Source organism: Parabacteroides sp. D25 (assembly GCF_000307475.1).
Lineage (GTDB): Bacteria > Bacteroidota > Bacteroidia > Bacteroidales > Tannerellaceae > Parabacteroides > Parabacteroides distasonis.
Genome location: NZ_JH976510.1, coordinates 17,605 through 30,663, shown reverse-complemented (window position 1 = coordinate 30,663; position 13,059 = coordinate 17,605). Strand labels below are relative to the sequence as shown.

Sequence of the window (13,059 nt, the reverse complement as noted above, 5' to 3'; positions counted from 1 at the left end):
CTCACAGAAAAATCCTCTTCCTCATGAATGTCATAGCCGGGCCGTATCCTAACCAGCCCTTCCACTCCAGAAATATAAATATTACCGGAAGAAGACTCAAAAGCAGGTTCCGGAAAGTACCACGATCGAAATATGCCAATCCGCAACTGGTTCCTACCCCAATATTTCCCTCCGCATCTTCCTCCAAAAAAACTATATCATTATAAGGAAGAGAATGCGGATTCTCCCTCTCCTCCTGATAAACGGTAATCTTTTCCCTATCGAAACGATTCAACCCAAATCGGGTACCAATCCACATAACCCCTCTTTCATCTACCAGCACACATTTTACGGAAGACTGCGATAATCCGTTTTCCAAAGAAATTTGTTTAAAATAATACCTAGGAGCTGCATAAAGAGACTCTGTTAAACACACTAAAAACAGCAATAGATATAATTGTAAAAACTTCCAAAATACTCGCATAGTTGTATATCACCCATTGTTCGGCAAAAACACTAAATCGTCCGAAATATAAGGCTTGCAGAGTATAAAAAAACGTTTTTTGAATTTTCACGGACGATTTTGGACTCAAGAAAATATCCTTAAAGCATAGATTTGCAGCAAGTGAAAAATTAAACAAAAAAGCATATCATTAAAAATTATTCTTATGTTACGTACAACGGGTATATATTTTATTATTTTGGTTATGATACTTGTAAAATGTTTCCTTCCGGACGAAAAACCGGAGATCATTCCTTTCCCCTTGCAAAGTGTATCAGACAAAGGTGATTTCACATTCAACAAGGCAACCCTCATCAGTGTAGAAAATGAAAAACAGGCTATGATCGCTCGGGAGTTGACCGATCTGTTCACGCTTTCCGCCGGATTCACCCCGGAAATAAAAATACAAGACAAACGAGCCAATATCATATTCCGCACAGACAGAGAACTAGCGGCCGAACATTATAAACTGAATATAGCCCCCTCTTGTATTCTAATAAAAGCATCCGGACAAAAAGGTTTCTTTTACGCAACGCAAACCTTACGTTTTCTGCTTCCTCCAGCAATAAACAGCCCAACTCAGGTAGAGATATTCAATGGAACGTACCGGGAATGACCATACTAGATGGCCCCCGATACAGCAATCGGACCGTGGCAATACACACACCTTTCACTCTCATCTCGAAGGATAATCTCAAAGAATTAATCGATCACCTAGCCATGTTAAAAATAAACAGACTTCATTTCACACAAGAAGTTCATGATACGACACCTGAAGGACAGCAAAAAATGAAGGATATGAACCTGTATGCTAAATCCAAGAAGATCACGATCTCAAACGGAACAACACACACCCATGATATCATATCGTATCTCCCGTTCCAAGCAGAGCTACTTATCTGGAAAGCAAATATCTCCGATTGCGATGAGGATAAAAAAGGTTATTCCAATATTTAGCGCCCATCGCAGAAAGAAGCTGGTCTGGTAATTTGTTAGCCCATCGCCTCACGCAAGATATCGATCAAGATAGGCTTCAATCCGCTTACGAAACATTCCACGGCGATCACCATCAGTATCAATCCCATCAAACGCATCATCACGTTATTTCCAGTCTCTCCCAATATCCGTACCAAACGGGTAGAAGCTTGTAAGATCAAGAACGTGATAAAATAAACCAATGCGATAATACCAATCAACGTACCCTTTAAGCTGAGTGTCGAGGCGTCATCCATAAGCATGATTGCGTTGGCGATCGCTCCCGGACCGCACAACATCGGGATTGCCAGAGGAGTAATGGATATATCATCCGCATAGGTTTTCACCTCTTCCTCTTTCAACTTCGCGTTCGAGTAGCGTGCTTGAAGCATATCAAACCCAATCTTGAAGATAATAAAGCCGCCAGCTATGCGAAAGCCGTTCGAGGAGATACCAAAGAACTTAAACAGGAACTGACCGGAGAAAGTAAAAACCATCAAGGTGATGAACGACACGATCGTGGCCCTTCGGACAATCGCTTTCCGCTCATGGTCATTCATACCATTGGTCATGGTCAAGAAAACCGGCATCGTACCGAGTGGATTGGTCAACGTAAAAAACGAAGTGAAACATAATAGGGCGAAAGGTAACAAGTCTTCCATATCAATAATTTTTTAATTGGCTAATGTGCCAATATGCCAATTAGTTGAAGAGAGCATGATTGGCACATTGGTACATAACATATTATCACATTATTTACTCATCCCAGACCAAATAGGCTGAGACCAACCAATGATTCAGCTTATTCCCATCCACTTCTGCCGCTTCCGGAATACTCACCGTCAGCGTATGATGGCCGGGTTGGATATCCTTCAGCTCCACCTCTTCCGGTATCACGTCCGATCCGGGACACCAATTAGAGCGGGAAAGATCCGAAGACGCCAAGGGTTCCTCTACTTCTTTCTCCGAATAACCCTTCTCGGTGATATAGGCAGCCAGACGCTTTCTCAACCAAACCCCGGTAGCCGGATTAAAACGACGGAAAGAAGCGCAGTCCGTACGCCAAGGAACAAAATCCAAGACAGGAACTCCATCAACAGATACAATATTCTGTTTCTCCACGAACTCATCACCACCGGAATGACCGCCATGTCCCGTAACGATATATTTCAGACGGACATCACGTGCGCCTTGAGGAATATCAAAATCCAATGACACGTCCTTCCGGGCGAATATATCCGGATATTCCTGCCCGATATAATAAACCGTATTCATCAACGGCTCTACATGTTTCTTCGGCAAAGCGTCGCAAGTCAGATCGGACTCGTCCACATCGATCGTCATGCTAGCGACGTATCCTTCCAGTGTCCATGTATCGATAAAGATCCCAACATAAGCGCCACCTTCCAGAAGAGGATACAAATCGGTTATGTCTTGCTCCCAGCTTACGCTATCCTCCCAATGGTCGACATACACAGGTTTACGATGTTTCGTCAAGCTATCCTCGGGACTACTGTAATGCCCTACTCCGAACGGAGTCATGAAACGCATCAATTCCACGGTAGGTTGATAATCCGTCCCGGGGATGATACCGATCATCTTCTCCAGTTTCACGCTATCCACCGCAGGAAACTCCTTCTCGCCTTTAGCGATATTCAACAAATTAATGCCCGAGGCATTTGGCAATACAAAACAAGAGCCGGATTTATCCCAGCGATCTCCATTCGAAGCTACCGTAACCCGGAGTTTGACGGAAACGTTTCGCTTATATTCCGGCAATGTTACCTTCTTCAAGATAATACGGCCATTCACCAAATGATAGATACTGTCCGGTCCCGGAGCGTTAAAAGCGGCGGGATATACATCCGGAGCGAAACGTACGTGGGTTTCATTAAATACCCGTACGGAATAATCTCCCATTGACGGTAATTCTTTATGTCCGCAAGAAGCGGTACATAGAAAAACTCCCGTCAAGGAGACAAATAAAACCAATTTTTTAATCATTTTGTCTAGAATTTAGTAAGCTCCTTAATAAGCTGCTTTTGTCCGGCAGTCTTATCGGCGTGCGTACAAGGACCGGTCACACAACCGCCCTCGCAAGCCATCACTTCTATAAACTGCGCGGGAGCCTTTCCGGTTTTAGCATAAGCACGTAATAATGCCACATTTTTCTTTGTCAGGTTGGCTACCTGCACGGCATTTACGTTCTCGTCCTTCAAATAAACCTTAACGGCGTTGATCACACCACCACTTTGGGCGAAGCCATGCGCCTCACGGACAGCGTTAAATAATACAGAGAAAGGCTGGGCCTCCTCGATCTTGATACCCAATCCCTCCAATACGGAACCTACTTCCTCAAACGTAAGTGTAAAATCCACGCACGGATCTAGTTTCACCTCTTTTCGTTTCGCCACGCACGGGCCAACAAACACGATCTTCGCATCCGGATATTTTTCCTTCACGATACGGGCCGTATAATACATCGGAGATCCAGTAGAAGAGATGTATTTCTTTAAATCCGGGATATGTTTCTCGGCCAATTGCACGTAAGACGGACAGCAACTAGTGGTCATGAACGGTTGTCCTTCTTTCAATTTCTCGATCAATTCTTCCGCCTCATGACGGGTGGTTTCCATAGCGCCTTGCGCCACCTCAACCACTTCCTCGAATCCCAAGGACTTGATAGCGCCATACACTTTTTCCTTCGGAGCGCTAAACTGAGCTAAGATAGACGGAGCGACAATCGCTACCATCTGTTCCTTATTCCGCAAGCGTTGCAAGATATCGAATACTTGCGAGATCTCGAAGATAGCACCGAACGGACAAGCATTCACACATTTACCGCAATATATACATTTAGACTCGTCGATATGCTCCACCCCATACTCGTCCTTGCTGATCGCCTTAACCGGACAAACTTCCTCGCAAGGGATCGGGATATAAACGATGGCATGGTACGGACAGCTTTGGTGGCATTTACCACAGCTGATACAAGTTTCATGATCAATCTCGGCCTGACCGTTTTTCTTGAATCGGATAGCGTCCTTCGGGCAGTTCATATAACAACTACGAGCCACGCAACCCCGGCAAAGATTCGTGATCTCATAATTCACGGAGACACAAGAGGAACACGCCTCATCCACTACACACATGATATTTTCCTTCTTATTCTCCGAGCGGAACAAGGCACGCTTCGCATACTCTGAAAGCGGTGTCAACTCATCTTCCTCGTCCTGCATATCAAAACCAAGCAAAGGCAAGGTCTTGTATTTCCAGACGGCACGTTCCTTATGTACACAGCAACGGCCCCTCACTTTCGATTTTCGGGGACTCAACTCGATCGGTAAGCGATCTATTTCTTCTAGAAGACGGTTTTCTTTCCAGAGCTTTACTAACTTCGCCAGCAATCCGTGACGAACAATCATTACGTTGTTGGTAAATGCCATAATGTTATCGTATTTGTGCTTTTAGTATATCGTATATCGCATCACTTCTTTACAAACGCGAAGGTAAATAAAAGTTTCTAAACAGAAAGAAAGCTTTCTTTAAGAATTATCGAAGCACTATGAATATCTCCGCCAAACGGAGGATTTAATTTAGACAAGACAAGTTCCACCTCCGTGATCTGTGGAAATCTCTCTTTCAAAGCCTTCAAGATACGCCCCGCCGCGTGCTCAAGAAGTCTCGAGGGGATAGCCATTTCTGCTTTCACGGTTTCATATACTGTGGCGTAATTGATCGTATCGCTTAAATCGTCGCTCCATACCGCATTCTCCAACGGCGCTGTCAGTATCAAATCTACGATAAAAGTATTCCCAACCCGGGTCTCTTGGGGTGCCACGCCATGATAGGCATAGAATGTCATCCTTCGTAATTCAATCTTTGTTGTCATAATCTTTTAATTTATCTGTAAATGTATAGAAAGTAAACCTTCCTGCAAAAAAATAGTCTTATATTTGTCAACCAAGTAACAACACATTATGATGGGAATAAAACAAAAAGATGAAAATTCCGCAGGCGGATTACACAACGCCTTGGCTGCGGGGACAACGATAAAGGGTAATATTATCACAGAGACAGACTTTCGCTTGGATGGAAAAGTAGAAGGGGACATCAGTTGCAACGGCAAGATCGTTATCGGCCCCAAAGGTAGCGTAACAGGCAATATCGTATCCGAGAATGCTGAGATTCTCGGTGAGGTAGATGGCTCCGTAAAAGTAAGCGCAAAGCTTATTCTAAAATCAACAGCAATTATCAAGGGAGATATATATACCCAATCCCTAGAGATCGAACCAAACGCACGGTTCAACGGAGCCTGCTCGATGTGTTCCGAGAAAAAGAAAGCGGACAAATAGACTGAGGGCCGCACTTTTCGATACGGCCCTTAGTCTTTCTTATTTTCGTCCAGCCTCTTTTATCAACGAGACTATCTTATTATTCAGGTTATCAGCCTGCAAAAGCTGTTCCAACGTAATATGCATCCGGTAGCGCCAATAATGCGTTGAATTCGCAGGAACGTTAATACGCTCGGATTCTATATCCTTTCGCTTGATAGAATCATCCATAGCAAACCAATCCTGCAACGGAATAATCGTCAGCATGGAACGAGTCTTCAAATGATTAGAAATAATCTGGGCAACGATTTCAGCCGTACATTCATCCGGGGCCTCACCGATCCGTTGCAATACATGGTTGTAATAACGCTGTGTCTTCTCCGGATCTTCTTTCCACCAATTACGAAGAGGAGTCATATCATGTGTAGAAGTCGTACAAACGGAATGATAAGGCAAATTAAACATATCGGAAAATTCCCGCTGCGGACTCTTCGGCATACGCTCAATCTCAAGGCTTAGTATTTGCAACTTATTCATAACCTCGGGAACAGAGGCGGGGATCATACCTAGATCCTCTCCACAAACCAACATCTCCGTGGACGCGACCAACGGTGTCAAACGCTTAAACGCTTGCGCCTTCCAAAAATCATTATGGCGATGATAGAAGAAATGCCAGTATAACTGATCGAACGCATAACGGTCGGAACCACTCAATTCCCGATAGATATAGGATTGATTCGCCGAGATCCGGGGATGGAACTTATCGGTCTCTCTTGGGTCACGAAGAAATAATACCTCATTCGCAATCGTAAACAGGCCATTCTTGATCCGTAGGGAAACTGGATCCGCCTTATCCGCAAACAACGCCTCAATCTTCCTTTGCGTATCACAGAACGGTTTTAACACATAATGCCGGGAGGAGGATTGTGCCAAATAAGCACCTATCACCTCTTCTGTATTTTCCTCAAACAATTCCGATAAAAATTGTCGATTGATATGTGGGGTCGTGAAACGAGATTCGTTAAAATTCAATCCATACTGCTCGATCTCTTCTCTCGAGAACGGCAACGCTGGATTGAAATGACCACAAAGCCCTTGCACATATTCACAAGGAACCTCCCATATTCGGAAAAATCCCAAGATGTGATCTATACGGAAACAATCGAAATAATCACTTAACTTAGCGAAGCGTTTTTTCCACCAAGAGAAATTATCTTTCTCCATCGCATCCCAGTTATAAGTCGGGAACAGCCAGTTCTGACCGTTCATGGAAAAGTCATCGGGGGGAGCACCCGCTTGACCATTCATATTAAAATATTTCGGTTCCGTCCAAGCCTCTACACTAGTGCGGCTCACGCCAATGGGTAAATCACCTTTCAATACAACTCCATTCTTACGGGCATAATCCGATACCGACTTGAACTGGTTGTGCAATACATATTGCAAGAAATAAGAGAACGAGATCTCCGGCCATGCGTCACTATCTTCCCGGCATAGGGCGCGAACACGTGTCTTATTGTAAGTAGAATTACCTTGCCATTGAGAGAAATCCGATGTCCCATAACTTTCCCGCAAGAAACAATAAGTAGCGTAAGGCATCAACCATGACTCATTTTGCGCCAAGAACTCTTTAAACTCCGGCGTATCTAATACGGCCTTACCCTCCCCTGCGAAATATTCTTGACAATAACCCAATTTATATTTCAGTACTTCCTCGTAATCAACCGTATCTTTTGCGTTTAATTCTTTTTGCTTCCCTGCATAAAAAGCTGCTCTCTCCGGATCTTTCAAGGTCCCCAAAGCCGATAAATCCACATACATGGGATGAAGGGCATAAATAGAAATAGCGCTATACGGATAGGAATCCACCCAAGTATGGGTCATTGTCGTATCATTCATAGGTAATACTTGAATGATACGTTGGTGCGTCTTTCTAGCCCAATCCACCAACATGTGTAAATCTCCCAAATCACCTACTCCAAAGCTCTTTTCCGAGCGCAAGGAAAAGACGGGGATAACCGAGCCGGCACAACGCCATAACGGTAAGCTATCCCGGAAGTAAAGACCAGATATAACAACGGTCTCACCCTGTTTCTGGGGAACAAGACTTAGAATACGATTCTCATCACTCTCCCAATACAAAGGTTGACGGGAATCATTATCCCAAACCAAAAATTTATATTCTAAAGGATACCGTATCTCCGCAGCGTCTAAATCAATATGCCATTCCGGGAAAGTATCGCAACTCAGCAATAAAGCCTTGTCCGGATGCCAGTTACCTAAGCATTCTTGATTTCCAGTAATGGCTACACACTGATTCTTTTCCACCCGGGGAGCGGATATCTTTATCACCAATTTTCTTCCACTTCTAACGACCCTCTCATGTGTATTGCAGGGATGAGCGAATAAACTTTTGGTGAAAGCCGAAGAATAAAAGGCTAGATTATCCGGACGGATTTGCCAATAATCATAAAGGATGTAAGAATCAGATTGTCCATCCAATACAATCCGGTGATTCTTCTCCCACTCCTCAAAGATCTGCTTATCATTAACACTTAAGAAATATCTATATTCTATATCTTTTATATCGGGTGGAAGATCCAGTTCCAGTTTCCAGTTTCCATCCCCAGAGTAATTCATCTCCTTAGCCAAAGCAGGTTCCCAAGAGCCTAATTCCGGTATGGAGCCCACTACACATAACTTCTGTCCCCAAACGGTATGGAAGTTTATATTAAAAGTGACTTTCATGGTATATAGATTTAGTCAATTATTTAACCGCATTTAGAGGCTCCGCAATTCGTGCAGATCAAACAACCTTCTTGATAAATCAAGGTCTCCAACCCACAGTTCGGACATTTCTGCCCTTTCGCTTCCATGCCGTTCGGTAAATATTTCTTCAAGGCCCGTTCCACGCCATTCTTCCAAGTATTGATAGACTCGCTATTCAACTCCATACCCTGTACCAGTTTTATAACCTGATCGATAGGCATTCCGTAACGGAGCACACCGGAAATCAATTTAGCATAGTTCCAATATTCCGGATTAAACTTGCCATCCAAGCCTTCGATTGTCATTTTATAACCGCGTTTATTCTTGAACTGGAAGTCGTAATGCTTATTACCATCCTCATCATAGCTCTTGATGATCGTACCTTTAGAAACGTTTTTAGGTAACATGATACCCTCGTCATCATCGGCCAAACCGGTAAAGATCTCATACGGACGGCCATTTAACAAGCCGACGAAAGCGATCCATTTCTCACGGTTATTCTGGAATTTTACCACATCCGCATCCAATTCACGAGGACGGGTAGATACGATAACCGGTGGTTGCATGCAGTTGCAATCCTCTTTTTTCTTCTTTTTATCTGTCGCAATCAAGACACCGGAACGAGAACCATCTCGATAAACAGTACATCCTTTACATCCGCATCTCCATGCCTCAACATACAAAGAATCTACCAACTCCTCACTTACATCGTTCGGCAAATTGATCGTTACGCTGATAGAATGGTCCACCCATTTCTGAATGCGTCCTTGCATACGGACTTTTTGTAACCAATCGACATCATTGGAAGTCGCTTTATAATAAGGAGACTTAGCAACTAGCTCCTCCACTTCTTCTTGTGTATATTTCTTACTTGCCGAATAACCATTCGCTTGCATCCACGTTACAAACTTATGATGGAATACGATATACTCCTCGAAAGCGTCGCCTGTCTCATCCACGAAATCCACACGAGCCTCGGAATCGTTCGGGTTTACTTTGCGGCGGCGCTTATATACCGGCAAGAATACCGGCTCTATACCGGAAGTGGTTTGTGTCATCAAGCTAGTCGTTCCTGTCGGAGCGATTGTTAAGCAAGCGATATTACGACGGCCGTATTTCAACATATCCTCATATAAAGCAGGATCAGCCTCACGCAAACGGTTGATGAACGGATTTTTTTCCTCACGCTTCGCATCGAATATCTCAAAGGCACCACGTTCTTTCGCCAACATTACGGATGAACGATAAGCGGCCAAAGCTAATGTCTTTTGTATAAGTTCCGCACAATCGGTTGCTTCTTCTGTTCCATAACGCAAACCTAAAGCGGCAATCATATCGCCTTCCGCCGTAATGCCCACACCTGTACGGCGTCCTTGCAAAGTCTTTCGTTGGATCTTTTCCCACAAATGACGCTCTGTTTGTCTTACCTCCATGGATTCCGGATCCGAGTCGATCTTAGCCAAGATCATCTCGATCTTCTCCGACTCCAAATCAATAATATCATCCATAATCCGCTGGGCCAAACCTACATGCTTCTTGAACAAATCATAATCGAAATAAGCGTCCGGAGTGAACGGATTTACCACATATGAATATAAATTGATCGCTAACAAACGGCAACTATCATACGGACAAAGAGGTATCTCGCCACAAGGATTCGTGGAAACCGTACGGAACCCCAGATCCGCATAGCAGTCTGGTACAGACTCACGTAAGATCGTGTCCCAGAATAGCACACCCGGTTCAGCGGATTTCCAAGCGTTATGAATAATTTTTTTCCATAAGCCAGAAGCATCGATATCCTTCACATAAACGGGAGAATCCGAATCAATTGGATATTGTTGCTTATAGGTACCGCCATTAACCGCGGCATTCATGAAATCATCATCAATCTTCACAGATACATTTGCACCTGTAACCTTACCTTCCGTCATCTTAGCGTCGATAAACGCCTCCGAGTCCGGATGTTTAATAGAAACGCTCAGCATCAAAGCTCCACGACGGCCATCTTGGGCCACCTCACGGGTGGAATTCGAATAACGTTCCATAAACGGAACCAACCCGGTAGAAGTCAACGCAGAATTCTTAACCGGAGAACCTTTCGGGCGAATATGCGAAAGATCATGGCCTACACCACCACGGCGCTTCATTAATTGTACCTGTTCTTCGTCAATACGAATAATCGCACCATACGAATCCGCTTGCCCGTCCAATCCGATAACAAAACAATTAGAGAGTGAGGCAATTTGATAATCATTGCCAATTCCCGTCATCGGACTTCCTTGCGGAACGATGTAGCGGAAATGATCAAACAGGTCGAAAAGTTCTTGTTCCGACAACGGATTCGGATACTTTTTTTCCACACGGGCAATCTCACTTGCCAAGCGATGATGCATATCATTCGGAGATTCCTCATAGATATTTCCAAACGCATCCTTCAAGGCATATTTATTTACCCATACTTTAGCGGCGAGCTCGTCACCGGTAAAGTAATCCAATGAAGCCTTAAACGCTTCGTCAAAAGTGTAAGTTTTACGATCCACAATTATTATATTTATTTTGCGACTGCAAGTTTACGCATACTTTACCAGTTATCCAAATTACCCTACGTTAAAAAGAATACTTATTGAAAAGTTTTCCAAAACAAAACTTGCAACTCCACATTTTCAACTACTTAAACAAAACTAAGCATCAAATAGTTTTCCAAAAAGAAAACTTAACACTTATACGGATCTTCCAAAACAAAGAAGGACGCCTCTTTAGAGAGACGTCCTTATCCTACTATATAGGGATTCTTAATTTAGTTCTTGAGCAAGACCTCGATTTCCTCTACGGAAGACCGGAAAGACTTACTAGTCTCAATCTGGTCTTTGATCGTCTTACAAGCATGCAAGACCGTCGCATGGTCTTTCTTTCCTACGATCTTTCCAATATGGGAAAAAGAGGAGTCCGTATATTTCTTCGCCAAATACATCGTGATCTGACGGGCTTGCACGATCTCACGTTTACGGGAATTAGTCTGGATAACCGATTGCTCCAAGTTGAAATACTTGCAAACGATCTCCTGAATCATCTGTACGGAGATCTGTTTCTTCTCCAACCGAACCGCTTGGCTAACCACACGTTTCGTCAACGGCAGATCGATCTCACGATTATTGATAACCGCATTAGCCATTAAAGAGACGAGAATACCTTCCAAGTCACGGACATTCTCCGTCACATTATTAGCGATAAAGTTAAAGACCTCATCCGGAATCATGATTCCGTCATGGTTGATCTTATTCTTCAGTATCTTTTTACGTAGATCCAGATCCGGACGGCTCAACTCAGCCGTCAATCCCCATTTTAAACGGGTGATCAAGCGCTCTTCCATCCCTTGCAAATCCACAGGAGGTTTATCAGAAGTCAAGATAAGCTGCTTACCTAACTGGTGCAGGTGGTTGAAAATATGGAAGAATGTATTTTGAGTCTTATCCATACCGATCAACTCCTGTATATCATCCAACAGCAGCACATCGATATTTTGATAGAAATTCAAGAAGTCATTAGTCGTATTCTTACGGATAGCATCTGTAAACTGTACCCGGAACAAATGCGAAGATACATATAACACTTTCTTTTCCGGATGCAACTCCCGGATACGGGTTCCGATCGCATGGCATAAGTGAGTTTTACCCACTCCTGACGGACCAAAAATAAACAACGGGTTAAACGTAGTCTTTCCCGGATTCTGGGCAACAGCCTCACCCGCCGTACGAACCAGCTTATTGCTCGTACCCTCGAAATAATTATCAAAATTATACTTCGGGTTCAACTGAGGGTCCAAATCCTGCGGAGCAGTCGTCATAAATGGATTCGGAGCCTTGTTAGCGTCCTTGGGAGTGACTTTCTTTACAGCGGTGGAAGCATTCTCCGCCGGATAATCAACCGTACCACCAGTTGTCTTATCCACCATGATACGGTAGTTAAGAATGGTTCCTTGACCGATTACACGATACAATGTAACTTTCAAAACATTAACATACTTCTCTTCCAGATACTCATAGAAGAATTGACTAGGCACCTGTATGGTAAACTTCTTGTCTTCGTATGATAACGGAACGATAGGTACGAACCATGTGTCAAAAGCTGCCTTAGGCACAATATCCTTTATGACCGCAAGGCACTTATTCCACAATGTTTGATAATCAGTCTGCATGTTTTCTTTCTCTCCCACTAATACTTTTTACATTCGGACTACAAAGTTTAGAAATTAATTCCGAAAAAAAAAGTGCTATTTTGTTTGGTAAATATGAATTTTCAATATCCCTTTTAGATTCAGATAGTTACTAATACCTATCTGATTTACTGCTATTTAGATCGACCAATGTTCAAAAACCCTTTATTTTAGAGACCTCTACAAAAGCGTAAACGCTGACGTCCGGTGACGGAATAAGGCCTCAGGAAGTATCTATCTCACTTTACCTAAAGGCCTTATACGTATAATCAGCAGGAGTCCCC

General features: G+C 43.5%; 11 protein-coding genes. 3 read left to right on the top strand and 8 right to left on the bottom strand.

Features of this window, described 5'->3' with window-relative positions:
• Position 1: 1 nt before the first annotated feature.
• On the bottom strand, positions 2–358 hold the full coding sequence (locus HMPREF0999_RS23040) for a two-component regulator propeller domain-containing protein (RefSeq protein WP_226769916.1): 357 nt from the start codon (positions 356–358) through the stop codon (positions 2–4).
• Positions 359–686: 328 nt separating this feature from the next.
• Here HMPREF0999_RS23040 and HMPREF0999_RS20355 point away from each other — a divergent pair, with 328 nt between their 5' ends.
• Both HMPREF0999_RS20355 and HMPREF0999_RS20350 read left to right on the top strand, forming a co-directional pair.
• Positions 687–1,097 carry a glycoside hydrolase family 20 zincin-like fold domain-containing protein gene (locus HMPREF0999_RS20355; protein ID WP_224202054.1) on the top strand — a complete coding sequence of 137 codons (411 nt, stop codon included), beginning with the start codon at positions 687–689 and terminating at the stop codon, positions 1,095–1,097.
• A gap of 104 nt (positions 1,098–1,201) precedes the next feature.
• On the top strand, positions 1,202–1,438 hold the full coding sequence (locus HMPREF0999_RS20350) for a hypothetical protein (RefSeq protein ID WP_022192094.1): 237 nt from the start codon (positions 1,202–1,204) through the stop codon (positions 1,436–1,438).
• Between the two features lie 35 nt (positions 1,439–1,473).
• Here the strand turns inward: HMPREF0999_RS20350 and HMPREF0999_RS20345 are convergent, their stop codons facing one another.
• From HMPREF0999_RS20345 to folB, 4 genes are all read right to left on the bottom strand, one after another.
• Positions 1,474–2,118 carry a MarC family protein gene (locus tag HMPREF0999_RS20345; protein WP_005855096.1) on the bottom strand — a complete coding sequence of 215 codons (645 nt, stop codon included), beginning with the start codon at positions 2,116–2,118 and terminating at the stop codon, positions 1,474–1,476.
• A 94-nt stretch (positions 2,119–2,212) separates the two neighbouring features.
• The gene (locus HMPREF0999_RS20340; protein WP_009276786.1) at positions 2,213–3,460 is read right to left on the bottom strand and encodes a PNGase F N-terminal domain-containing protein; all 1,248 of its coding nucleotides are present in this window, start codon (positions 3,458–3,460) and stop codon (positions 2,213–2,215) included.
• A 5-nt stretch (positions 3,461–3,465) separates the two neighbouring features.
• The gene (locus tag HMPREF0999_RS20335; protein ID WP_005855092.1) at positions 3,466–4,902 is read right to left on the bottom strand and encodes a monomeric [FeFe] hydrogenase; all 1,437 of its coding nucleotides are present in this window, start codon (positions 4,900–4,902) and stop codon (positions 3,466–3,468) included.
• A 77-nt stretch (positions 4,903–4,979) separates the two neighbouring features.
• Positions 4,980–5,348, bottom strand: a complete 369-nt coding sequence (gene folB / locus HMPREF0999_RS20330; RefSeq protein ID WP_005855090.1) for a dihydroneopterin aldolase — start codon at positions 5,346–5,348, stop codon at positions 4,980–4,982.
• 91 nt (positions 5,349–5,439) lie between these two features.
• Between folB and HMPREF0999_RS20325 the strand changes: the two genes are divergently transcribed.
• Positions 5,440–5,811, top strand: coding sequence for a polymer-forming cytoskeletal protein (locus HMPREF0999_RS20325; protein ID WP_005855088.1), 372 nt, complete (start codon positions 5,440–5,442; stop codon positions 5,809–5,811).
• Between the two features lie 39 nt (positions 5,812–5,850).
• Here HMPREF0999_RS20325 and HMPREF0999_RS20320 read toward each other — a convergent pair whose 3' ends face one another.
• The 3 genes from HMPREF0999_RS20320 to dnaA all read right to left on the bottom strand — a co-directional run bounded on the left by HMPREF0999_RS20320 (position 5,851) and on the right by dnaA (position 12,757).
• The gene (locus HMPREF0999_RS20320; RefSeq protein WP_009276785.1) at positions 5,851–8,538 is read right to left on the bottom strand and encodes a 4-alpha-glucanotransferase; all 2,688 of its coding nucleotides are present in this window, start codon (positions 8,536–8,538) and stop codon (positions 5,851–5,853) included.
• Positions 8,539–8,561: 23 nt separating this feature from the next.
• Positions 8,562–11,102: an adenosylcobalamin-dependent ribonucleoside-diphosphate reductase gene (locus HMPREF0999_RS20315; protein WP_005855085.1), complete on the bottom strand. Its 2,541-nt coding sequence runs from the start codon at positions 11,100–11,102 to the stop codon at positions 8,562–8,564.
• Positions 11,103–11,359: 257 nt separating this feature from the next.
• Entirely contained in the window at positions 11,360–12,757 is a 1,398-nt protein-coding gene (gene dnaA / locus HMPREF0999_RS20310; RefSeq protein ID WP_008774487.1) for a chromosomal replication initiator protein DnaA, read from the bottom strand.
• Between the last annotated feature and the right edge of the window lie 302 nt (positions 12,758–13,059).

Bases quoted from the DNA above. Each gene is read 5' to 3' on its own strand.
- HMPREF0999_RS20355 (WP_224202054.1), top strand. From the start codon at position 687: ATGATACTTGTAAAATGTTTCCTTCCGGACGAAAAACCGGAGATCATT.
- HMPREF0999_RS20350 (WP_022192094.1), top strand. From the start codon at position 1,202: ATGTTAAAAATAAACAGACTTCATTTCACACAAGAAGTTCATGATACG.
- HMPREF0999_RS20345 (WP_005855096.1), bottom strand. From the start codon at position 2,118: ATGGAAGACTTGTTACCTTTCGCCCTATTATGTTTCACTTCGTTTTTT.
- HMPREF0999_RS20340 (WP_009276786.1), bottom strand. From the start codon at position 3,460: ATGATTAAAAAATTGGTTTTATTTGTCTCCTTGACGGGAGTTTTTCTA.
- HMPREF0999_RS20335 (WP_005855092.1), bottom strand. From the start codon at position 4,902: ATGGCATTTACCAACAACGTAATGATTGTTCGTCACGGATTGCTGGCG.
- folB (WP_005855090.1), bottom strand. From the start codon at position 5,348: ATGACAACAAAGATTGAATTACGAAGGATGACATTCTATGCCTATCAT.
- HMPREF0999_RS20325 (WP_005855088.1), top strand. From the start codon at position 5,440: ATGGGAATAAAACAAAAAGATGAAAATTCCGCAGGCGGATTACACAAC.
- HMPREF0999_RS20320 (WP_009276785.1), bottom strand. From the start codon at position 8,538: ATGAAAGTCACTTTTAATATAAACTTCCATACCGTTTGGGGACAGAAG.
- dnaA (WP_008774487.1), bottom strand. From the start codon at position 12,757: ATGCAGACTGATTATCAAACATTGTGGAATAAGTGCCTTGCGGTCATA.